General features: G+C 66.8%; 14 protein-coding genes, 2 tRNA genes and 3 rRNA genes. 1 reads left to right on the forward strand and 18 read right to left on the reverse strand.

Features of this window, described 5'->3' with window-relative positions; genetic code table 11:
* Positions 1 to 96: 96 nt before the first annotated feature.
* The 9 genes from ACZ5YD_RS09805 to ACZ5YD_RS09845 form a co-directional block, all read right to left on the reverse strand.
* Positions 97 to 3,672, reverse strand: coding sequence for a UvrD-helicase domain-containing protein (locus tag ACZ5YD_RS09805; RefSeq protein WP_379801171.1), 3,576 nt, complete (start codon positions 3,670 to 3,672; stop codon positions 97 to 99).
* Complete coding sequence (locus ACZ5YD_RS09810) at positions 3,665 to 4,912, reverse strand: PD-(D/E)XK nuclease family protein (RefSeq protein ID WP_379746614.1); 1,248 nt, start codon at positions 4,910 to 4,912, stop codon at positions 3,665 to 3,667. Before ACZ5YD_RS09810 ends, ACZ5YD_RS09805 begins: the two co-directional genes overlap by 8 nt.
* On the reverse strand, positions 4,909 to 5,703 hold the full coding sequence (locus tag ACZ5YD_RS09815; RefSeq protein WP_379746617.1) for a hypothetical protein: 795 nt from the start codon (positions 5,701 to 5,703) through the stop codon (positions 4,909 to 4,911). Before ACZ5YD_RS09815 ends, ACZ5YD_RS09810 begins: the two co-directional genes overlap by 4 nt.
* Positions 5,704 to 5,807: 104 nt before the next feature.
* Positions 5,808 to 5,883, reverse strand: a tRNA-Cys gene (locus ACZ5YD_RS09820).
* Between the two features lie 367 nt (positions 5,884 to 6,250).
* Positions 6,251 to 6,372: ribosomal RNA gene (rrf, locus tag ACZ5YD_RS09825) — 5S ribosomal RNA — on the reverse strand.
* Positions 6,373 to 6,535: 163 nt separating this feature from the next.
* Positions 6,536 to 9,449, reverse strand: a 23S ribosomal RNA gene (locus ACZ5YD_RS09830).
* 248 nt (positions 9,450 to 9,697) lie between these two features.
* A tRNA-Ala gene (locus ACZ5YD_RS09835) sits at positions 9,698 to 9,769 on the reverse strand.
* A gap of 181 nt (positions 9,770 to 9,950) precedes the next feature.
* Positions 9,951 to 11,421, reverse strand: a 16S ribosomal RNA gene (locus ACZ5YD_RS09840).
* The 16S, 23S and 5S rRNA genes sit together here with 2 tRNA genes alongside, the layout of an rRNA operon.
* Positions 11,422 to 12,168: 747 nt before the next feature.
* The gene (locus ACZ5YD_RS09845; RefSeq protein WP_379743737.1) at positions 12,169 to 12,486 is read right to left on the reverse strand and encodes a non-histone chromosomal MC1 family protein; all 318 of its coding nucleotides are present in this window, start codon (positions 12,484 to 12,486) and stop codon (positions 12,169 to 12,171) included.
* A gap of 325 nt (positions 12,487 to 12,811) precedes the next feature.
* Between ACZ5YD_RS09845 and ACZ5YD_RS09850 the strand changes: the two genes are divergently transcribed.
* Complete coding sequence (locus ACZ5YD_RS09850) at positions 12,812 to 13,015, forward strand: AbrB/MazE/SpoVT family DNA-binding domain-containing protein (protein ID WP_379743734.1); 204 nt, start codon at positions 12,812 to 12,814, stop codon at positions 13,013 to 13,015.
* 65 nt (positions 13,016 to 13,080) lie between these two features.
* On the opposite strand, the gene argF is transcribed toward ACZ5YD_RS09850, so the two are convergent.
* From argF to ACZ5YD_RS09895, 9 genes are all read right to left on the reverse strand, one after another.
* Positions 13,081 to 13,974: an ornithine carbamoyltransferase gene (gene argF / locus ACZ5YD_RS09855; RefSeq protein ID WP_379743731.1), complete on the reverse strand. Its 894-nt coding sequence runs from the start codon at positions 13,972 to 13,974 to the stop codon at positions 13,081 to 13,083.
* 90 nt (positions 13,975 to 14,064) lie between these two features.
* Entirely contained in the window at positions 14,065 to 15,171 is a 1,107-nt protein-coding gene (locus ACZ5YD_RS09860) for a [LysW]-lysine hydrolase (protein ID WP_379743755.1), read from the reverse strand.
* Positions 15,172 to 15,230: 59 nt separating this feature from the next.
* Positions 15,231 to 16,370 (reverse strand): aspartate aminotransferase family protein, encoded by a 1,140-nt coding sequence (locus ACZ5YD_RS09865; RefSeq protein WP_379743728.1) that lies wholly within the window; start codon positions 16,368 to 16,370, stop codon positions 15,231 to 15,233.
* A complete protein-coding gene (locus tag ACZ5YD_RS09870; protein WP_379743752.1) occupies positions 16,371 to 17,261 on the reverse strand; it encodes an acetylglutamate/acetylaminoadipate kinase in 891 nt (296 codons plus the stop codon).
* A complete protein-coding gene (gene argC / locus ACZ5YD_RS09875) occupies positions 17,252 to 18,301 on the reverse strand; it encodes an N-acetyl-gamma-glutamyl-phosphate reductase (RefSeq protein ID WP_379743725.1) in 1,050 nt (349 codons plus the stop codon). Before argC ends, ACZ5YD_RS09870 begins: the two co-directional genes overlap by 10 nt.
* Positions 18,298 to 19,206: a lysine biosynthesis protein LysX gene (gene lysX, locus ACZ5YD_RS09880; RefSeq protein WP_379743722.1), complete on the reverse strand. Its 909-nt coding sequence runs from the start codon at positions 19,204 to 19,206 to the stop codon at positions 18,298 to 18,300. The genes argC and lysX overlap by 4 nt, the downstream gene beginning before the upstream one ends.
* Position 19,207: 1 nt before the next feature.
* A complete protein-coding gene (gene lysW / locus ACZ5YD_RS09885; RefSeq protein WP_373675162.1) occupies positions 19,208 to 19,378 on the reverse strand; it encodes a lysine biosynthesis protein LysW in 171 nt (56 codons plus the stop codon).
* Positions 19,379 to 19,707: 329 nt separating this feature from the next.
* A complete protein-coding gene (gene argH / locus ACZ5YD_RS09890; RefSeq protein ID WP_379743719.1) occupies positions 19,708 to 21,183 on the reverse strand; it encodes an argininosuccinate lyase in 1,476 nt (491 codons plus the stop codon).
* A gap of 2 nt (positions 21,184 to 21,185) precedes the next feature.
* Entirely contained in the window at positions 21,186 to 22,457 is a 1,272-nt protein-coding gene (locus ACZ5YD_RS09895; RefSeq protein WP_379743716.1) for an argininosuccinate synthase, read from the reverse strand.
* Positions 22,458 to 22,561 lie beyond the last annotated feature (104 nt).

Consider the following 22,561-nt stretch of genomic DNA (forward strand, 5'->3'; position numbering starts at 1 on the left):
TCCGTCCACGAACCGAGCCGCCGACGGCGCCGACGTGTCCCGATGTCGACTCCTCGAGTGCGCCCCGGTATCGACTCCTCGGAGGGACCTGAAGGCTCACCCATCGAGCAGCGAGGCCAACCGGCGCTCGACGACGGCCGGCGGCCACTCCGACGTGACGGTTTCGCGCTCGACGCCGAACGTCTCGACGGTTCCCGAGACGGGAGCCGACCTGGACGGGGCGTGCCGTTCGAAGAGGTAGGCGTAGGACGCCACCTGTAGCTCGTAGCGCCGCCGGGTCTCCGGGGTCGGCTCGGCCAAGGCGATCTTGGCGTCGACCACGGAGCGCTCGCCGGCGGGCGACTCGAGAACGAAGTCGGCCGTGCCGTGGATCTCGAACTCGACGTCGTCGACGACGACGAGCCCGTCGACGGATCGTTCGATCGCGACGAGATCGCCGCGTTCGATCCGCGCCCACAGCTCGGAGGCGAGGAAGTCCTCGAGGATCGCCTCGCGGAAGAACTCGAACAGCTCCTCGCGTTCCCGGTCGTCGGTCCGGGGCGAGTGCTCGCGAAGCGTCTCCTCGAAAAGCCGGCGAATCTCCGGCGTGGAGTCGCGAACGGCGTCGCCAGCGGGGAATCGCTCGGCGATCCCGGTGAGCACCTCGTGGAGACACGTGCCCACGTCGTCGGGGCCAAGCCGGTCGAACCGCAGCGGGAGGTCGGCATCCACGTCGTTGGTCGCCGTGTGTAGCGCCCGTCCGAGGAGGTGATCGAGGACGAACCCGTCGGGATCCTCGGTGAGCGGGTACACGGTGCTCGGATTCACGAACCGCGGGAGCCAGGCGGGAAGCCCCCCGCGGCGGGGCGGCGTGACCGCCACGTCCGGCGTGCGGGACGTCCGCGGGGCGTCGCGCGTCGCGAGGAGATCGACGTCGTTGACGCCGACCTCGAAGGGACCGGCGGGGGAGCCGTCCGCTCCGCCGGCGGAGTAGCCGTCCGTCTCCTCGCCCGAAAACGCGAGTCCCTCCCGGAGCGCATCGAGCCACCGATCCCGCGGGCGCTCCCCGCCCGGAAGTGACCGTGGGAGCGGAAGAACGAGATGTTCGCGGGCGCGCGTGAGTGCCACGTACAGCAACCGCCACGCTTCGGCCCGCTCGCGAGCAGCGGCCCGTCGGAGACGGTCGGGCCCGACGAGCGCGGTCGAGGACCCCGACTCGAGGACGTCGTCGCGCCAGCGGGCGGTCATCCACCGGAGCCCGACGTCGGGGTCGCGCGTGTCCGCCGGATCGTAGAGCCCGTTCGCGAACGGCGGAAGCGAAACGTTCCGGGGGACGTCGACGTTCGTCGGCGGTGCGAGCCCGGCGAAACGCCCACGTGTGAGAAGACGGGTCGACTGGACGCCGTGTTTCCACACGTCGAAGCCCGGGTTCGCGAGGACGACGACGTCGGCCTCGTCTCCCTTCACGTCGTGGATCGTGCGAAACTCGACGTCGGGGTCGGTTCCGGCCGTACTCGGCTGGTTCGGGCCGAACGAGGGGTTCTCACGGAAGGGGGCCGCAAGCGTCGCGAGTTCGCGCGGCGGAAGCCGCTCTTCGGCCTCCCACTCGGAGAGCGTGTCGACGAGCGCGTCGAGGTTCCCGACGCGTCGTTCGGGATCCACCTCGGGAAACAGTCCGTGCGGGTCGGCCCGCAACGCAAGCTCCGCGATGACGTCCTCGACGTAGGTCGTCGCCGGACGCGAGCGGGTTCGGTCCCGACGATCCCGGAGCGTCGAGAGCGCGTCGAGGACGTGTTTTTGCGCGCTCGTGGGCGCACACCCGGCGCGAACGGCACCGATCTCCCCGTCCGCGTTTCGGATCGCCGACTCGAGTTCCTCGAGCCCAAGCGGGGAGTCGACGAACAGGTCGATCGTTCGATCCGGGCTGGCCGGAGCGACGAGCCACGCGCAGACGTCGAGGACCGCCTCGACGAGCGGGCACGCGAAAAGCGGCTCGCTCGCGTTGCGCACGCGAAGTCCCGCCTCGGCGAACGCGTCCGCGTACGCGTCCATCCACGTGGACCACCGAAACAGGACGACGATATCGAGCGGATCGCCGGCGTCGTCGAGGAACGTGCCGTCCGCGAGCCCCTTCGAGACGAACGTGGCGAGCGCCGCCGCCTCGCCGCGACCCTCCACCGGGTCGATCCACGCGTGGGAATCGGAGTCCGCCCCCATCGGCTCGAAGGCCGCGACGTGGACGTTGTTCCCGTCGGTCGAGTCCCGGTCGGGATCGAGTCCAGGATAGGCGACCGCCATGTCGCCCACGTCACCGCGTGCCGGGTCCGTGAGCGCCGGCTCGGCGATCGCGTCGATCGCGGCGGCCACGTCCGGACGACAGCGATAGGTCGTGGTCGCGGTTCGATGCTCGTGGACGTCCCAGTCGATTCCGAGGTACGCTCCGTCCGCTATCGCCGACCGGAAGAGCGACGGGTCCGCGTGCCGCCAGCCGTAGATGCTCTGGAGGGTATCGCCCGAGACGAACACGCGCGCGTCGGATGTGACGAGACGCGAGAGCGCGGCGTGTTGGATCGCGGAGACGTCCTGTGCCTCGTCGACGATCAGACTCCGGATCCGGGTCCGGTAGCGTCGCCGGATCCGGATTCGATCGGCGTCGTCGACGTCGACGTCGACGTCGATGCCAACGTCATCGATCCGGCCGTCGAAGTAGGCGTCGACGAGGTAGGCGACGTCCGTATGCGAGACGACGCCCCGCTCGCGGACGGCGTCCCGATAGGCCGCACGGTACGCCTCCAGAACGGTCCCGAAGTCGTCGAGGCGGGCGCGCCACGCCGCGTGCAGTCGCGCGTCCGCCTCGACGAGACGGTGACGGGTTTCCCCATCAACGTCGTCGAACCGGTCGTCCGTTCCGGGATCGTCGCGGTCACGGTCGGCCTCCGGGGTCCCGCCACGGCGCCGCTCCCCGGCGAGGGTGCCGACGTGGTGTCCCACCGCGTCCACGACGTCGGCGAACGACTCCGGCGGACCGTCGGGATACACGCTCGCCGCCGTCCGTTCGAGTTCCCGTCGGAACTCGGCGGTCGAGAGACGCCGGTCCCGGCAGTGTGAGACCGCCGACTCGAGCATCTCGCGAACGCCGTCGGCGTACCGCTCGGAGGGATAGGCGTCCTCCAGGTCACACAGCCGCGACTCGATCTCCGGATCCGCGCGAATCGTCTCGTAACACGTCGCGTGAATCCGTTTCATCCGGGCCGCGTTTCCGACCGCGGGCATCCCGTCGAAGCCGATGTCGTCCGCGATCGACGAGAACACCTCGCGGAGGACGCCGTCGATCGTGCCCGCGTACGGCGCCCGGCGGATCCGCGCGATCAGCCGCTCCAGCTCGGCGTCCGAGACGCGGTCCGCTGCCGGTACCAGGTCGTGTTCGACGATCGCGCGGAGCCGGTCACACACCTCCGGAACGATGCTCGCCGCCTCCCCGCGGGAGAAGGAGACGACGGCGACGTGCCGCTCGGGCGTTCGATCCCCGGCGAGGTACCGCCGGAGGAGGTCCTCGGCGGCGAGGTGATAACAGACGGTGGACTTGCCCGATCCGGGCACGCAATCGAGGGTGAAAAGCCCCGAGTCGTGGGCGAAGTAGGCGTCCCTGATCGCTCGCTGGGCGTTCTCGAGGCGGAGCGGCTCCTCACTCATCGGGCGCCGCCCCTCCGTTCCCGCCCGGACGCATCCCGTGGACTGCCCGCGGGAGTTCGCGATCAGGGGCGACGAGGCGTCGTCGCTCGTCGTCGGGGATGCGCTCCGGGTCGAGGCGTTCGAGCAGATACGATCGGCGGCGTTCCTCGCCGTCGGTCGTCTCCGCGTGACGGGTGACCACCAGCCCGTTCCCGGCGGCGCGAATCACGTCGTCGAGCTGGTCGCGGTCGCGACCGTCGGTCCAGGCGGGCCGCGGAGCGAGTCCGCGCGAGCGCCCCGTGCCCGCGAGGATTTCCTCGCACAGTTCGGGCGGCAGGGCGCTTTCGGTCTTCCGCGGCCACTCCCCGTCGACGAGCCCGACCGCGATCACGTACGGAACGTCGAGCTGCCAGACGTCGTTGGCCTCGAGAACGTCGACGGCGCGGGCGTTCGAGTGTTCCCGGCGGCCGGGGCGCTGTGTGGCGATGAGTCCGGCCAGCTCCGCGACGTCCCCCCAGGAACGCTCTACGGTCCCGTCCGCGAGCCGGTCGTCGTACTTGTGTCGAAGCTGTCGAACGAGCGTCCGAACGCGCACGACGCCGCGCGCGTCGCGTTCCGTCTCGAGAAGCGCCGGCGAGTCACGCGCCTTCGTTACCGGGAGCCCGAGGCGCTCGTAGGCCTCGAGAACGTCGCCCAGAACCGACGTGACTGCCTTCGGAGACGGAGCCGGCTGCTCCTCGAGCCACTCGAGATACGCGAGCGAGCGATCGTCGATGCACGGGGTGGACCGGATCGCCGCCCGCCACCCTGACGGCGGTCGCGACCCGTCGGGAAGCGCATCCGCCATCCGCTGGACCTCGGCCGGATCGATCGGCCACTCGGATCCGGACGCGCCGGGGGGACACCACCGGTGTTCCAGCGGACGCGAGAGGGTTTCGGCGTCGAGTTCGCGGGCGTCGAGTGCTCCACAGACCGACTCGATCAGCGCGAACGGACGCGTCCGCGTCACGCGAAGCTGCGTCCAGAAGACGGGCGCGATCCCGCATTGGACGGCGGCGCGGTAAAGCGGTTCCTCGTAATCGTCGAGATCGCGGGCGACGACGGCGAGGTCGCGCACCGCCACGCCGGCGTCCCGCAGTCCGGCCACGAGCGCCATGGCGGCGCGCGCCTCGGCCCGCCGGGTCGGGGCCACAAGCTCCGCGACGGGGACGTCGGGATCGAGGATCGACGGGGACGGCCGCGTGGGGTCCCCCGTCGTCACGGATCGAACACCACCGATCCGGGGTCGGCGACCTCCAGAAGCGCCGGGAAGCGGTCCTCGAGGTACGCCCCGGTACCGCGTCGAAAGTGGACGTCGATCGAGACCGATGTCGTTCGGGCGATCGCGGTCAACAGATCGACGTGCGCGATCGGAAGGCCGCTCACTCCGACGAGCGAGACGCGCTCGACGTCGGGAAACGCCGCCCACCACGGATCTCCGTCGGCCGCCGTTAGACCCCGTGTCGCACCGCGGAGAAGCTCGACCTCCGAGACCGCCTTCTCGGCCCGGCGACGAAGCGTCCGTTCGAGCCCGACCGCCGCCGTCGTGATCTCTCCCGCATCGGCGTCGATGGGGGCGTCCAACCCATCGGCGATCTCGCGGAGCCGATCGATGCGAGCCGGATGAAAGCCGGTGACGCTTTCCACCTCGGTTCGGAGTTGCTCGAGTGCCTGCGGGTCCGAGGGCACGGCCGGAGCCGCGACGGACGGATCACCGTCCCGCAGTACCGATCGAATCATCGTGAGCCGATCGATGCGATCGAGGGCCACATTCGGCCGATCGTCGGCCTCCAGGACCCGCTCGGCGATCCCCGTCGGACCGACGAACTCGAAGCCGTCCTTCGGAGTCCGCGATTCGCGAAGCCGCCGCTGGAGGTTTCGTCTATGCAGCTCAACGGGCGCAACCACGAGCTCCATGTCGGACGTCGAGCCCGCACGCTCCAACAGCGCCTCCTCGTCGCCGACGTGAAGCGTCAGGTTCGAGGGGAGTTCGGATTGTGGGGTGGATGCCATCGGTTCTCGTGTGCGAGCGGCGGGACGTCGCTCGCCGTGTGATCGGGGCCAGGTACGGATCCTGGTCACATCAACCATGCGTTTTCGGCGATCGAAACAGAGGAAGCCAAGGGCCGGATTTGAACCGGCGTTGGGCGGCTCTGCAGGCCGCTGCGTCTGACCGAACTCTGCCACCTTGGCGCAGCAGTTTCTAGCAACGTCCGTCGCTTAAGCCTAGCGGTCGACGGTACGGCTCGGGGTCGTGGAAGCGCCATCGTCGTCGTCGAGACACGCTTCAACGCGTAGGACGTGAGCGACACCAACCACGGAGCTACCCTCGTGGCGGGCCCCTTCCGGGTCGGTGTGATCGTCTTCGACTTGTGAACGTCATGGCCCTCCCGCTCTTCGAACTGCTTACTGACTGACTGAATGAGTGACTGACTGAATGACTGAATGAGTAAATGAGTGACTGACTGAATGACTGAATGAGTAAATGAGTGACTGACTGAATGACTGAATGAGTAAATGAGTGACTGACTGAATGACTGAATGAGTGAAAGTATGAGTGGTCAGGCGGCGAACCAACTCTCCCAGAGGGTCTCCCACTCCAGTACTCGCTGATACGCTGGCAGACTTAACTTCCGTGTTCGGAATGGGTACGGGTGTGTCCCTGCCGCTCTGGCCGCCTTCATGCCGACGAACGGACTCGAACCGTCCCACACGAGCAACTCGTGTGACACCTGTGTCGGTCTCGTGTCCGATCCCGCACGCGCTCGCGAGAGCGCGTGCGAGACTCCGACCGTGTATACGTGCGATCCAGCTTCCGCCTGAACTCAGTCTGTGAGGTGGACCATATGACTGTGGCTCGGTCCGTTAGTGCTCGTGGGCTTAACACCTCGTTGCCTTGGTGCGCACACCCCGAGTCTATCTACCTCCTCTTCTAGGAGGGACCTCAACGGTACCTCGTTTCCATGTGGGTTTCGAGCTTAGATGCGTTCAGCTCTTACCCCGTGTCGCGTGGCTACCCGGCATCTGCCCTCTCGGACAACCGGTACACCAGTGGCGACCGGTCGTAGTTCCTCTCGTACTATACGACCGTTCACGTCAGGTACCATAACACCCCCAATAGATAGCAGCCGACCTGTCTCACGACGGTCTAAACCCAGCTCACGACCTCCTTTAATAGGCGAACAACCTCACCCTTGCCCGCTTCTGCACGGGCAGGATGGAGGGAACCGACATCGAGGTAGCAAGCCACCCGGTCGATATGTGCTCTTGCGGGTGACGACTCTGTTATCCCTAAGGTAGCTTTTCTGTCATCTACGGGCCCCATTCCGGAGCCTCGTAGGTTCGCTAGACCACGCTTTCGCGTCAGCGTCACTCGTTGGGAATGACACTGTCAGACCTCCGTGTGCTCTTGCGCTCTTCTCCGGGTTCCCGACCCGGGTGAGGAGATCTTTGGGCGCGCTCGATATCTTTTCGAGCGCGTACCGCCCCAGTCAAACTGCCCGGCTACCGGTGTCCTCCGCCAGGAGTGAGAGTCGCAGTCACTACCGGGTAGTATTTCAATGATGCCTCGGTGGCCCGCTAGCGCGGGTACCTGTGTAATGGCTCCTACCTATGCTGCACAGTAGCGACCACGTCTCAGCGACAGCCTGCAGTAAAGCTCTATAGGGTCTTCGCTTCCCCTTGGGGGTCTCCAGACTCCGCACTGGAACGTACAGTTCACCGGGTCCAACGTTGGGACAGTGGCGCTCTCGTTTATCCATTCATGCAAGCCGCTACTGAAGCGGCAAGGTACTACGCTACCTTAAGAGGGTCATAGTTACCCCCGCCGTTGACGGGTCCTTCGTCCTCTTGTACGAGGTGTTCAGATACCCGCACTGGGCAGGATTCAGTGACCGTACGAGTCCTTGCGGATTTGCGGTCACCTGTGTTGTTACTAGACAGTCGGAGCGCCCGAGTCACTGCGACCTGCTTTCTCCAAAGCAGGCATCCCTTCTTCCGAAGGTACGGGACTAACTTGCCGAATTCCCTAACGTCGGTTCTCCCGACAGGCCGTGGCTTTCGCTGCCAGAGTACCTGTGTCGGATCTTGGTACGGACATCACGCTCGTCTTTTCACGGACCCCGGATACCACCAACTTGCGCTGTCTCGGGCTTCGCTCGCTTCCTGCCGTGACGGCGTCCACGAGCTTCTCCGATTCGACCGGGCGAATGCCCGGCTTGGTGTTTTCCGCGGTGTCGACTTTTACTGCGTGATGGCACTGGAATATTAACCAGTTTCCCGTTGTCCCCGTCGACTTACGGGGGGACTTAGGACCGGCTAACCCTCGGCTGATTGACAGTGCCGAGGAAACCGTACTCATCAGGCCGTCGAGGTTCTCACCCGACTATCGCTGCTACTGTGACCAGGATTGTCGTTCCCGAACGGTCCACGCGAGTTCTCACCCGAGCTTCCATCCGAACGGGACGCCGACCTACGCGGTCGCCCTGTGACGGGCGCGGCAGGGTCTCGGTGGTAGACTTGAGCCCCGATCATTTTGGGCGCCTCAAACCTCGGCCGGTAAGCTGTTACGCTTTTCTTAGCGGGTAGCTGCTTCTAAGCTCACCTCCCGGCTGTTTAGGGCTTGAGACCACCTTCCAATCGCACTTAGTCTACACTTTGGGACCTTAACCTTGCTCTGGGTTGTTCCCCTCACGGTGCACAGGCTTACCCCGCACACCGGACTCCTCGGGTCGACAGCGTATGCAGGTTCGGAGTTCGACAGGATGGCCGACTCCTCTCGGAGGCGGGTCATCCAATCGGTCGCTCTACCCCGCATACTACCTCGCCGAAGGTCATGCTTCGACATGTTTCGGTCGGAACCAGCTGTTGCCAGGCTCGATGGGCCTTTCACCCCTATACGCGAATCACGGGAGGGTATTGTAGGACACCACCCCTAACGGGCCTCCACGTGGCTTTCGCCACGCTTCACCCTGCTCGCGTATAGATCGCCTGGTTTCGGGTCGTACCCCGATGACTCCCCGCGCTTGCACACGGTGGCCCTCGCAATGCTGCGGCCATATCGGTTTCCCTGCGCCTTCCCCGATTCTCGGGTTAGACTCGCCATCTAGGTACACTCCCTGGGTCGTTTTTCAAAACGCACGACACGACGCCGGCTCTCTTCGATTCCTACTGGACGCTCGCGCGTCTCTCGTTACTCGAAGAGCCTTCTACGCCCTGTCGCTCTTTCGCCAACTGATTTCAGGCCCTATTGCACCGCCCTTCTCGGGGTGCTTTTCAGCGTTCGCTCACGCTACTTGTTCGCTATCGGTCTCGAGGAGTGTTTAGTCTTCCCAGGGGATGCCTGGGTCCTTCACAGAGAATATCCGATCCCTGCTACTCGGGTACTGACGCACGTCGTACTGTCTCGTCTTACGGGGTTGTCACCCTGTCTCACGCTCCGTTCCAGGAGACTTCAGACGAGCGGTCGGACGCTGAAAGTCAGCCCACACACCACATTGCCCGTGAGGGCTTCGGTTTGGACTGTGTCGCGGTCACTCGCGGTTACTAACGACATCGCTATTGCGTTCTCTTCCGTCCCCTACTGAGATGTTTCAATTCGGGGAGTTCCCTATTGCGCGAAGCAATTGTAGAAGGATTCCTATTCGGAGATCCCAAGTTCTTCGCCTCCATGCGGCTCCCTTGGGCTTTTCGCAGCTTGGCACGTCCGTCATCGGCTCTCGAGCCGAGCCATTCACCAGCTGGCACAGTAGCCAGTATACTATACGTCCACGAACTCACAAACTGAGTTCAGTGGGCGTCTGGATCGCACGTATACACGGTCGTCATCGAATCACCTCGTGGCTTCCACGAGCGTGTCCGTCGGACCCTTCCTACCCGCGGTCTCCCGGAGTAGTGCATCGGTCGTCGCGCCGTCATCTCCCGTTTCGGAGTCGACCATTTAAGGGCCGCGTTTCGCTCCCACCGCAGTCGCGCGGTCGGAGTCTCCAATCGGGAGATGGGGCTGACATGGACCCGCTGGGATTCGAACCCAGGGCATCCTCCTTGCAAGGGAGGCACTCTCCCACTGAGCTACGGGCCCACCCGCCGTCTCTCACAGAGACCGCGGGCGTGTGTGTGTGTGTCGAAGTGTGAGCTCGATGGGCCGTTAGTGTCCGGGCTGGCGGCGAGTGGACGCGGACCGTGGTGAACGAGAGTGATCGTGACGATACGATGAGTGTAAGATGAGCTCGTAGACGTCGCGTCTACGAGTCTCGGTCTGTAGGAGGTGATCCAGCCGCAGATTCCCCTACGGCTACCTTGTTACGACTTAAGCCCCCTTGCGAAGCCCAGATTCGACTCCCTCTCGGGAGCCTCATCCGGACCTCACTCGGGTGCTTTGACGGGCGGTGTGTGCAAGGAGCAGGGACGTATTCACCGCGCGCTGCTGACACGCGATTACTACCGAATCCAGCTTCATGTGGGCGAGTTGCAGCCCACAATCCGAACTACGACCAGGTTTGTGAGATTACCGTCTCCTTTCGGAGTTGGAACCCATTGTCCTGACCATTGTAGCCCGCGTGTTGCCCAGCACATTCGGGGCATACTGACCTACCGTTGCCCGTTCCTTCCTCCGTGTTGGCCACGGCGGTCTCCGTACTGTCCCCAGCCACGGTGAGTGCTGCTGGCAAGTACGGATGCGGGTCTCGCTCGTTGCCTGACTTAACAGGACGCCTCACGGTACGAGCTGACGGCGGCCATGCACCTCCTCTCTGTAGCTCGTGGCGAGGTCATCAACCTGACCGTCATTACTACAGTCGATGCTGGTGAGATGTCCGGCGTTGAGTCCAATTAAACCGCAGGCTCCTCCGGTTGTAGTGCTCCCCCGCCAATTCCTTTAAGTTTCATCCTTGCGGACGTACTTCCCAGGCGGCCTGTTTAGCGGCTTCCCTACGGCACAGCACCCGCTCGTAGCGGGGGCCACACCTAACAGGCATCGTTTACGGCTAGGACTACCCGGGTATCTAATCCGGTTCGAGACCCTAGCTTTCGTCCCTCACCGTCGGATCCGTCCTCGCGACGTGGTTTCCCCATCGGCGGTCCGTCCAGGATTACGGGATTTCACTCCTACCCTGGACGTACCCGTCGCGCCTTCCGGTCCCAAGCCTGCCAGGTTCCGCCGGACGCCCACGCGTTGAGCGCGTGGATTTCCCGACGGACTTGACAGGCCGGCTACGAACGCTTTAGGCCCAATAAGATCGGCCATCACTCGAGCTGCCGGTATTACCGCGGCGGCTGGCACCGGTCTTGCCCAGCTCTTATTCGGTGACCTCCCTACGGTCACCAAAAGCACAGGCACTATGCCTGCGCACTCGGGGTCCCCTTATCGCACTGGCGTGCAGTGTAAAGGTTTCGCGCCTGCTGCGCCCCGTAGGGCCCGGAATCTTGTCTCAGATTCCGTCTCCGGGTTCTTGCTCTCACAACCCGTACCGATTATCGGCACGGTGGGCCGTTACCCCACCGTCTACCTAATCGGCCGCAGCCGCATCCTTCGGCGCCGGAGCGTTTGCGACTCCCCGCATTCCAGCCGGGGAGTCGGATGACGAATTAGCCTCAGTTTCCCGAGGGTATGCGTCTCCGAAGGGTAGCTTGGCCACGTGTTACGGAGCTATATGCCACGAGTCTAAGCTCGTGCGACTAGCATGGCTAAATCGGACCCCGATAGCAATGGCCTCCGGCAGGATCAACCGGAATGGGTGCCCTCACGTGTGATTCCCCACGTGAGGGGGGTGGCGGGATGGACGAACGCGTTGTTCGTCGATCACCGTCGTATCGTCGTGATACGATCGTATCTACATTCATTGCATGGTCCGTGTCCGGTGTCGCCGGCAGTCCCGGATGACACCGGACCATCGAGCTCACATCAGACGTCGGCTTACGGCGGACCGCAGGGATGACGTCCTCATTGGGGTGGACCCGAGCGTTGGGACTCGACGAGCATAAGCCCGTCGGGTCACCTCGGGTCCGGGGGCGAAACCGCCTCGGGTTGAACGAGGCGAGTTCGCGGTCGTGTTGTCGCATTACGTTTCGAGTGGACGACCCTTGATAAGGGCGTCGTTCCGAAACGCCCGCCGACGAGCGGCGGGTGGGCGCGCCCCGGTGGGGGCTCGCCCGTTGCATTCCATTCGATGGGAGGTGAGTATTTAACCCCGTCGTTCGATCCGTGCCGCGTCAGGCGTTTTCATGGGAGTACACTACCACGATCTTGAGGTCCCCGTGAGTCCGGAGCGCTACGGCTCGAAGACCCGTCGACGGACGGTAGCGACGTCGATCGCACTGACGTCTCTCGAGGTCGAAGCGGCGACGAAAGTATCACACGGCTGGAGGCCGGCCGGTCATCCCCCGCTCGGACGGCAGGTCCCGCCGGGTGATGGCCGTGTGCGCGCCGCTATCGGTTCGACGCGTGTATACCCGTCGAAAAATCCGGAATCGCTTCGGTCGCTACTCCTCGTCGAGGTGCTTGATGCCCTGTTTGGAGACGTTGGCCTCCGTGATCGTGTCCTGGTCCTCGAGCCAGTCGGGGCTGTTCTCGGGCGGCTCCTCCTCCCAGGCCCACCCCTCGTAGACGTGTACCTTGTCGGTCCCCTTCTCTCGGAGCCGAAGCGTCCGTCGATCGGCGTCGTCCTCCGAATCCGCCGGTTCGATCCGGCGGGCGGCCTTCAGGGCCGCCTGTCGGGGGGTGTTGCCGGAGAAGACGCTCGTTTCCGATCCTTCCTGCTCTCGCAGGGCGAAGTTCCGCTTGCCGTCGTCACGTACCATAATTGTCGACCTCCATGGCAACCCAGCACACAATCTATTATAAATATATCGGGGATTCGGGGGTGAAAGTGGCATCAAGCGGCGATGTGCCCCCGCGATCGGGGTAAATTCGACCCGAAACCCGTGTGAATATTGGTGTCGAGCGTTGATTCGGGCGAATCGACGAGGGGTTTCGGCTCGGACGCGGATCCGTTTTAGAACATATCCACGGACCGCGGGCGTCCCGGAGGGCTCCGCATCGGCCGACGAACGGGTGGTAGCGACCGTTCGGCGGTAAACAACACTTATATAGCTCCTGCCTTGAACTCACACCAGAAAGCCGCCGATGGTTCGCAAGAAGAAGCTCAGTCCGAGTGGGGCCAAAGACGAGGATGGCGAGTACCACAACGTACACGTGAACCTACACGAGGACGAACTCGCGGTCGCCGGCATGGAGATCGGCGACGAGGTGTTCGTCCGGGTGCGGGACGGCAAGATCATCATCCAGAAGGCGAACTCGGACCCCGAGGACCTCGAACACGACTTTTGAGACGGGGGAGTCGGCGACGGATCGGTGAACGGCTCGCAGTTGACGAACGTCCTTGCGGCCGACGACTACGCCAACAGCTCGACGAGAAGCGCCTTCTGTGCGTGAAGCCGGTTTTCGGCCTGGTCCCACGCGAGCGACCGCTCGGACTCGAGGACGTCGTTCGTGATCTCCTCGCCGCGGTGGGCGGGTAGACAGTGCATCACTGCGGCGTCGGTGCCCGCGAGCAGCGGCTCGTTCACCTGGAAGCCGTCGAACGCCGCGAGCTTCGCCTCCCGTTCGTCCTCCTGGCCCATCGAGATCCACACGTCCGTGTAGACGACGTCGGCGTCGGCGACGGCGGCCTCGGGATCGGTGGTGACCGTGGGATCGCCCCCGAGAGCGGCGGCACGGTCGAGGACGGCCTCGTCCATTGCGTACTCCGCGGGCGTCGCGACCGTCACGTCGATGCCGGCCATCGCCGCGCCGACGACGAAGGACTGTCCGACGTTGTTGCCGTCGCCGACCCACGCGACGTGGACGTCCTCGCCGGCGTACTCGCGGATGGTGAGGAGGTCGGCGAGCGTCTGGCAGGGGTGGGCCTCGTCGGTGAGTCCGTTGACCACGGGACAGTCGGCGTACTCGGCGAGCGTCTCGACGTCCTCGTGATCGAAGAGCCGCGCCATCACGGCGTCCGCGTACCGTCCGAGCACCCGGGCCGTATCGCGAAGCGGCTCGCCGTGGCCGAGCTGGATGTCGTCGGGGCCGAGGAACATGGCGTGGCCGCCGAGGTCGGTCATCCCCGTCTCGAAGGAGACGCGGGTCCGCGTCGAGGGCTTCTCGAAGATCATGGAAAGCGTCGCGTCCGGGAGCCGCGTCTCGTCCGACCCGTCCTTGAGCGCCGCGGCACGATCGAGGACGCGGTCCAGTTCGGCCGGCGAGAGGTCGTCGATGTCGAGGAAGTCGTCGGTGGTGAGTGACATGGTGTGTCCGTGTGCGGTGTCGGTCTGCTGTCGTCTCGATCGGTTCGGTGTCGTTTCGATCAGTTCGTATCGTCTCGCGTGCTCGTCGGGCTATCGTCGGTCCCGACAGACGTCCGACAGCACCGCGACCGCCCGGTCGAGTTCCGCGAGCGGAAGGTGTTCGTCGGGCGCGTGGTCCAACTCGGAGTTGCCGGGACCGTAGGTGACCATGGGGCAGTCCCAGGCGGCCGCAAAGAGGTTCATGTCGCTGGTTCCGGTCTTCCTGAGGAGACGAACGTCCCCGCCCTGCTCGCGGATGGCGACGCGAAACGCGCGTGCGAGCGGCGTGCGGGGGCTCTCCATGACGGGCGGGATCGGCTCCTTCCAGTGGACGGAGCCGGTCGTCAACTGGCCCTCGGCGAGCTCGTGGACCTCGTCGACGGTCCGCGAGGGCGGAACCCGAAGCTGGACGTCGACGGTGGCCTCGACGGCGAGCCCGTCCTCCGAGAGCCCGCCGTCGAAGGAGACCGGCTTCGTCGTCACCTGATCGAAGACGGGGGTCTCGGGGTCGGCGGGATCGAAGACGTCCTCGACGCCCGCCCACCAGTCGATCGCGTGCTGGATCGCGTTGGGCTCGGGACGCGAGGTGTGGCCGGACTCGCTCGTGTTGACGTACGTGCCGGCCAGGAATCCCCGGTAGCCCAGCGTGATCCCGTTCCAGCCCGAGGGCTCGCCGTTGACGAGCGCGTCGGGCGGGTCGCGCTCGGCGGCGAGGTGGCGTGCCCCCCGCGAGGAGGTCTCCTCGCCGACGACGCCGACGAAGGAGACGCCGGTCTCGACGGCGGCGACGGCCATGGCGACGAGCGGCCCGGTCGCATCGACGGTTCCGCGTCCCCAGAGGGCCTCGCCGCCCGTCGGATCGTCGGGATCGACGTCGTAGGCCGACTCGAGGGCGGGCTTCACCTCGACGGGGATGTCGCCGGGGACGGTGTCGACGTGGGAGGTACAAAGCACCGAGTCGTCCGCTGGCGCGCGGACGTTGCCGACCTCGTCGATCCAGGCCTCGCGGCCGTTGGCCTCGAAGAACGCCCGGAGGCGCTCTGCGGCCGCCTCCTCCTCGCCGGAGGGCGAGGGGATCGACACGAGATCGAAGAGCAGCTTTCGAGCCGGCGTGTCGCAGGCGTCGGGATACGGGTCCCGATCGCCGGCGACGATCACGCGGGAGGCGTCTCCGTCGCGATCGGCGTCGCCGGACCCGGCCGCCCCGGAGCCGGTCGTCACTCCGAGAGCACCTCCACGAACGCGTCGACGAACCGCTCCGCCTCCGTCTCCCCAACGACGAGCGGGGGGAGCAGCCGCACGACCGAACGCCCGGCGGGGAGCGCGAGCACCTGCTCGTGGATCGCGAGGTCGCGGAGGATCCGGTTTGCCCCCCGTTTGACCTCGATGCCGATCATCAGCCCCGATCCCCGCACGTCGCGGACCGGGAGGTCGTGCTCGTCGACCGCGTCCTCGAGCCGTTCGCGGAGGTCCGCGCCGACCGCCTCCGCGTGGGCCGGGAGATCCTCCTCGACGACCGTCTCGAGGGTCGCGTTCGCGGCCGCACAGACGACCGGGCCCCCGGAGAACGTCGATCCGTGGTCGCCGAAGTCCTCGGCGATCCAGTCGGCACAGAGCGTCGCGCCCATCGGGAGCCCGTTGGCGATCCCCTTCGCGCTCGTGAGGATGTCGGGGGTCACCCCGGCGTGCTCGCAGGCCCAGAGCGTCCCGGTCCGGCCGATCCCGGTCTGGATCTCGTCGAAGACGAGCGCCGCGCCCGCGTCCGAGGTGACCTCGCGGGCCGACTGCAGGTACTCCCCGTCGGCCGGATGGATGCCGCCCTCGCCTTGAACGGGCTCTAGGAAGACCGCGGCGGTGTCGGAATCAACGGTCTCGGCCAGCTCCTCGGCGTTGCCGTACTCGACGAACTCGACGCCGCCGGCGAGCGGCTCGTAGGGGGCCTTGTACTTCTGCTTCCAGGTGAGCGCGAGCGCCCCGAGGGTGCGCCCGTGGAAGGCTCGTTTGGTCGCGACGATCGTCTCGCGGCCGGTCGCCGCGCGCGCGAACTTCATCGCGGCCTCGTTGGCCTCGGTCCCGGAGTTGCACAGCCAGACGTTGTCGAGGTCGCCGGGCGCGAGCGCGGCGAGCTTCTCGTAGGTCTCCGTGCGCGTCTCGACGGGATAGGACGCCTGGACGTAGGTGAGCCGCTCGGCCTGCGTCGTCACCGCCTCCGTGACGGCGGGGTGGGAATGGCCGAGCGGGGCACACGCGTAGCTCGCGCCGAAATCGAGGTACTCGGTGCCGTCGTCGGCGACGAGGGTCGATCCCTCGCCCGACTCGATCGTGATCGGCTTCTCGGAGAAGACGAATCCGGACATCTACGCGTCCCCCATATTCGCGTCCCGTTTCGCGAGCGCGCTCGCGTGCACGTGCGTCCCGCCGCCGGAGAGCGCGTCGACGATCGGATCGTCCGCGTTCGCGTCGGCGACGACGACGAGCGGGGAGCCGCCCGAAAGCGCCTCCTCGGCCGCCATCACCTTCTTGCCCATGAACCCCTGGGCCGCGTCCTCGAGCGCCTCGAACTCGGCGGGCGTCGAGACCGACTCGATGAGGGTCTCGGAGTCCTCGGGGTCCGCGTAGACGCCCGAGACGTCGGTCAACAGGACGAGTTCCGCATCCAGCGCGCCGGCGATGGCGGCGGCCGCGCGGTCGGCGTCGGTGTTGACCGGGGTGACGCCGCCGTCGCGCTCCCTGCCCGCCATCGGCGGGGAGACGACCGGCACGTAGCCGTCCGCGGTCAGTCCGCGGAGGAGGTCGTCGTTCACCGACTCCGGCTTTCCGGAGTGGTCGCCGCGACGGATCTTCTTCTTGCCGCCCTCGACCACGCGAACCGCCGACTTGCGCGGGCCCGAGAGGAGCCCGCCGTCGACGCCCGAGAGCCCGACCGCGTCGACCCCGGCCGACCGGAGATCGGCGACGAGCTCCGTGTTGAGCTTGCCGGCCATCACCATCTCGAAGACCTCCATGGTCTCCGCGTCGGTGAACCGGCCGGTGACGCCGGAGGCCGACTCGACGTACTCGGGTTCGATGCCGAGCCGGTCGAGGGTGTCGTCGACCGCGGTGGATCCGCCGTGGACCACGACGACGGAGCGGCCCGCCGCCACGAGGTCGGCGACGTCGCCGATGGCGCCGGCGGGATCGACCGCCTTGGCGCCGCCGACCTTGACGACGACGGGAGGGTCCTCGGAATCGGCGTCGCTCACGGCGATCCCACCGGGTGAAGCCCCTGGAACTCGAGACCGGCCGTCTCCTCGAATCCGAGGGCGACGTTGGCCGCGTGGACCGCCTGGCCGGCCGATCCCTTCATCATGTTGTCGATCGCCGAGAACACGACGACGCGCTCGTTGCTCGGGTCCAGCTCGAAGCCGACCTCGCCGGCGTTCGTGCCGGCGACGGCCTTCGGCTCCGGGTAGCGGTAGACGCCGCCGCCGCCGGAGACGAGCCGCATGAACGGCTCCTCCTCGTAGGCGCCGCGGTAGGCGCCCCACAGATCGCCCTTCGAGACCGGACCGTCGGGGAAGACGTGACAGGTCGCGGAGGCGCCGCGAACCATGTCGACGGCGTGGACGGTAAAGGAGACGTCGAGGCCGAGGTACGCACCGATCTCCGCCTCGTGGCGGTGGCTGATCGGCGCGTAGGGGCGGACGACCCCGGAGCGTTCGGGGTGTGAGGAGGCCGCGCCGCCGCCGGCGCCGCCCTCCGAGGACCCGACCTTCACGTCGACGACGACCTCGCCCGTCTCCGGACCGAGGATCCCCTCGTCGACGAGGGGCTTGAGCCCGAGGATCGTCGCGGTGGCGTTACAGCCGCCGCCGGCGATCAGCTCCGCACCCTCCAGGTTCTCCCGGTTGATCTCCGGGAGCGCGTACTCCGCGCGCTCGAGGTACTCCGGGGCGTCGTGACCCTCGTACCACTCGTCGTAGAGGTCCGCCTCGGGCAGCCGGAAGTCCGCGGAGAGGTCGACGACGGTGTCGGCCGCCTCGAGGAAGGCGTCGATCCGTTCCATTGAGACGCCGTGTGGCGTGGCCGCGAACAGGACGTCGACCGACTCGAGATCCGCGGGATCGCTGAAGCGGAGGTCGAGCGATCGGAGGTTCGGGTGGACGGAGCCGACCGTCTTGTTGGTGTAGGATCGGGAGGTCGCCTGTGTGATCTCGAACTCGGGATGGCCGGCGAGCAGGCGCAACAGCTCGCCGCCGGCGAATCCGGACCCGCCGATCACGCTGGCGGTGAGGGGGGACGCGCTCATCGCGCCGCCGCTCCCGCCCGGCGTTCATTTCCCTCGTCGGCCTCGTCGGAAGCGACGCGCGTCTCCAGCCAGTCGACGACCGCGGCGGGGACGTCGGCCTCGACGGCGTCGTTGAGCGCCTTGAACTCGACGGTGTGGTTCACCTCGTGGACCGTGTACTCGCCGGAGCCGGTTCCGCCGACCTCCATGAGGTCGATGCCGAGCAGGCCGCCCCCGACCGCATCGGAGGCCGTCTCGACGAGGTCGAGGACCGTCTCGTCCATCTCGAACTCGGAGACCTGGCCGCCCCTGGCGGCGTTCGTCAGCCAGTGGTCCGAGGTGCGCGTCATCGCCGCGATCGGCTCGCCGTCGACCGCGACGACGCGGATGTCGCGGCCCGGCTTGTCGACGAACTCCTGGACGTAGAACACCTTGTGCTCGTAGTGGCCGAGCGTCGCCTTGTGCTCGAGGATGGCCTCGGCGGCGTTTCGCGAGTCGATCTTCGCCATCAGCCGGCCCCACGATCCGACGACGGGCTTCAACACGCAGGGGTAGCCGAACTCCTCTATGGCCTCGAGGGCCGCGTCGGTCGTGAACGCGACCTGGGTCTCCGGCGTGGGAACGTCCGCGTTCGCGAGCGCGAGGGAGTTCTTCGCCTTGTCCGCACAGACGTCGGCGGTCTCCGGCGCGTTGACGACGGGAACGCCGTAGCTGTCGAGGAACCGCGAGGCGTAAAGCGACCGGCTCGTCGCGAGACACCGATCGACGACGACGTCGAGGTCCTCGACGTTCGCGGTCGTCGACTGCAGGCCGAACCGTTCCTTGCGAACGTCGATCTTCTCGACCTCGTGATCGCGGTCGCGAAGCTCCGAGAGGAGGAGCTTCTCGTCCTTGCGGATCCGGGAGTAGAGGATTCCGACCTTCATCTCACTCCCCCCAGTCCTCTTCGAGCTCGGGGGCTCGATCGAGGACCGGCGGGGAAACGTCGATGACCTCCAGCTCGGCGCCACAGGTGCCACAGTCGATGATCTCTCCCACCTCGAGGTCGTCGTGCAGGGAAACCTCGGCCCCACACTCGACACATTCTGCTTGTGTCATTGTCGTGTTCGTACTTCCCCGTCGTTGCTACATAAACCCTTCGAACCTATCAGAAGGAAGATACGACACACACCAGGAGCTAACGGGACAGAAGGTCGTTAACGCGACCGTTCGATATCATCCATCAGATCCCGTATAGATATGAGATCCCTCCGTTGGGGTTCGACGGGAACGCGCTCGGAACGTCCGCCGATCGCCGTCGCGGTCGGCGACGGGGTCGGCGAGGTCGTCGACGGAGCGTCGCCCGTCGCCGACGGACCCCAAATCCCCGGGGGACGGCCCCGGATCCCGGCACGTCGCCCGATGCGAGCGCCTCGAGGCGGGTGGCCTCAGACATACGACGCCACCTCCGCCTCGAGCGTCTCGGCCGCCTCGGCCAGGGCGTTCCGGCGGTCGATGATCGCGTCATCGTCGGCCGCGATCGCGGAATCGACCGAGGAGAGCGCGTCGTCGACTGCCTCCGGCGCGGGACCGCCCGCGGAATCGCGACTCGCGACGCTCACGTTCGGATCGAGGACGGACTCGAGGTCCGCGCGGTCGACGTACTCGAACAGCGACTCCCCGAGGACGTCCTCCGCGGCCGCATCGAGGACCGTCGCCGTCGAGTCGGCGTCGGTGGCGTCCTCGATCGACGCGGCCGCGTGCGCGACGATCTCGTGGGCCGACCGGAAGGGCAGCCCGGCCATCGCGAGCAGGTCCGCGACGCCGGTGGCGGTCGAAAAGCCCCCACCGGCCGCCTCGGCCAGGGCGTCCGCGTTCCACTCCGCGGTCGCCACGGCGCCGCCGGCGACGTCGGTCGCGTCGCGAACGAGGCCCGCGATCTCGAAGACGCCGGGATGGACCCCCTGAAGGTCGCGGTTGTACGCGCGGGGGAGCCCCTTCAGCGCGGTCAGGACGCCGGTCAGCTCGCCGATCGCGTCGCCGGCGGCGCCGCGGGTGAGCTCGAGCGTGTCGGGGTTCTTCTTCTGGGGCATGATCGAGGAGGTCGAGGCGTAATCGTCGTCCAGCTCGAGGAATCCCTTGTTCGCGAAGACGATCAGGTCCTCGGCGAGCCCCGAGAGCGTGGTCGCGAGCGAGGCGATCGTCGCGGCCGCCTCGACGAGGAAGTCGCGCGCCGAGACGGCGTCCATCGAGTTCTCGACGATCCCGTCGAAGCCGAGCAGCTCGGCGGTGCGCTCGCGGTCGATCGCGAACGGGGTTCCCGCGAAGGCCGCGGCGCCAAGCGGCGACCGGTTCGTCCGGTCGTAGGCGTCGAGTAGACGCGCCGTCTCGCGAGCGATCGCCGACTCGTAGGAGAGCAGGTGGTGGGCGACGGTCGTCGGCTGGGCGGACTGCAGGTGCGTGTATCCGGGCATCGTCGTCCCCGCGTGCTCGCGTGCGGTCGCCGCGAGGGCCTCGCGCAGCGCGAGCGTCGCCTCCGCGAGCTCGAGCAGGTCCTCGCGCAGGCGGTACCGGATGCAGGTCGCGACCTCGTCGTTGCGCGAGCGCGCGGTGTGCATCCGGCCGCCGTCGGGGCCGATCCGGTCGATGACGGCGGTCTCTATCGCCTCGTGGACGTCCTCGCCCTCCGAGAGCGCGTCGTGGCCGTCGGCCTCGACCGCGGCGAGCGCCGAGAGGATCCCGCCGGCGACGTCGGGCTCGAGGATCCCCTCCTCGGCGAGCATGACCACGTGCGCTCGATCGACGGCGAGGTCCGCCGCGAAGATGGCCTCGTCGGCCGCGAGGCTCGAGAGGAATTCGCGGGCGGGGCCGCCGCTGAAGCGGTCGCGGCGGACGGCCGTCCCGGGGGCGGTTCCGTCGGACATGGTCACTCGTCGGCGGCGTCCTCGAGGTCCGTGTCGATCCCGGCGGCGTCGACCTCGCCCTCCTCACCCGCGCCGTCGGCGGCGAGCTCGCGGCCGGAGACGTCCGAGTGGACGCGGTTGGCGAGCCGCTCCTGGAGCCCGTGGTACTTGGCGACGCCGGTGGCGTCCTCCTGGGCGATCCCGGCGACGTCGGCGGTGTTGAACGAGGCCATCTCCTCGGAGTAGACCGCGTACTCGCTGTCGCGGGCGACGACGCGGCAGTTGCCGCCGGCGACCTTCACCGTCGCGGTGCCGGTGACGACGTCCTGGGTCTCCGCGATGAACGCGTCGAGGGCGTCGACGAGCGGCGCGAAGACGAGCCCCTGGTAGGCCTTCTCCGACCACTCCTGTTCGATCCCCTTCTTGAACGAGCGCTCGCCCTTCGTGAGAACGAGGTCCTCGAGGGCCGCGTGCGCGGTGAGAAGCACCGTCGCGGCCGGGTGCTCGTAGTTCTCGCGCACCTTCAGGCCGAGCATCCGGTCCTCCATCACGTCGGTGCGGCCGACGCCGTAGCCGCCGGCGTACTCGTTGAGGTGCTGGATCAGCTCGACGGGACCCATCTCCTCGCCGTCGACCGCGACGGGGACGCCCTCCTCGAAGGTCACCTCGATGGTGGTCTCGCCCTCGGGTTCCGCGGTCCACTCGTAGATGTCCTCCGGCGGGACGTAATCGGGGTTCTCGAGCTCGCCGCCCTCGACCGCGCGCGACCAGATGTTCGTGTCGATGGACCAGACGCCGCCGTCGCCGGCCTCGACGGGCAGGTCCTTCTCGTCGGCGTAGTCGATCTCCCACTCGCGGGTGAGCCCGAGCTCGCGCACGGGCGCGATCACTTCGAGATCGGAGCCGCGCCAGACGGCCTCGAACCGAAGCTGGTCGTTGCCCTTGCCCGTACAGCCGTGGGCGACGGCGTCACAGTCCTCCTCGAGGGCCACCTCGAGGATGGCCTCGGCGATGACCGGGCGCGCGAGCGCGGTGCCGAGCGGGTAGCCCTGGTAGGTCGCGTTGGCCCGCACCGCGTCGAAACACAGGTTCGCGAACTCCTCCTTGGCGTCGACGACGTGGAGATCGAGCCCCAGCGCCTCGGCTGTCTCCTCGGCCTCCTCGAACTCCGAGGCGGGCTGGCCGACGTCGACGGTGACGCCGATGACCTCGTCGTATCCGTATTCCTCTTCGAGCAGCGGTACGCAGACGGTGGTGTCGAGTCCCCCGCTAAACGCGAGTGCCACGCGTGTCATTACCGTGTGCTGGGACCCTTAGACCCTTAAATTCAGCGGTTTAGAGTTTGTAAATAAACGCGAAAGCGGACGCTCGCCGAACCGGAAACCGGACGGTAGAACAC

This window comes from Halopenitus salinus, from assembly GCF_055397165.1.

Excerpts from the sequence above, each read along its gene's own strand:
- argF (WP_379743731.1), bottom strand. The coding sequence starts at position 13,974 with ATGTCACTCACCACCGACGACTTCCTCGACATCGACGACCTCTCGCCG.
- lysX (WP_379743722.1), bottom strand. The coding sequence starts at position 19,206 with ATGAAGGTCGGAATCCTCTACTCCCGGATCCGCAAGGACGAGAAGCTC.
- lysW (WP_373675162.1), bottom strand. The coding sequence starts at position 19,378 with ATGACACAAGCAGAATGTGTCGAGTGTGGGGCCGAGGTTTCCCTGCAC.
- ACZ5YD_RS09815 (WP_379746617.1), bottom strand. The coding sequence starts at position 5,703 with ATGGCATCCACCCCACAATCCGAACTCCCCTCGAACCTGACGCTTCAC.
- argC (WP_379743725.1), bottom strand. The coding sequence starts at position 18,301 with ATGAGCGCGTCCCCCCTCACCGCCAGCGTGATCGGCGGGTCCGGATTC.
- ACZ5YD_RS09805 (WP_379801171.1), bottom strand. The coding sequence starts at position 3,672 with ATGAGTGAGGAGCCGCTCCGCCTCGAGAACGCCCAGCGAGCGATCAGG.
- ACZ5YD_RS09865 (WP_379743728.1), bottom strand. The coding sequence starts at position 16,370 with ATGTCCGGATTCGTCTTCTCCGAGAAGCCGATCACGATCGAGTCGGGC.
- ACZ5YD_RS09895 (WP_379743716.1), bottom strand. The coding sequence starts at position 22,457 with ATGACACGCGTGGCACTCGCGTTTAGCGGGGGACTCGACACCACCGTC.
- ACZ5YD_RS09850 (WP_379743734.1), top strand. The coding sequence starts at position 12,812 with ATGGTTCGCAAGAAGAAGCTCAGTCCGAGTGGGGCCAAAGACGAGGAT.
- ACZ5YD_RS09845 (WP_379743737.1), bottom strand. The coding sequence starts at position 12,486 with ATGGTACGTGACGACGGCAAGCGGAACTTCGCCCTGCGAGAGCAGGAA.
- argH (WP_379743719.1), bottom strand. The coding sequence starts at position 21,183 with ATGTCCGACGGAACCGCCCCCGGGACGGCCGTCCGCCGCGACCGCTTC.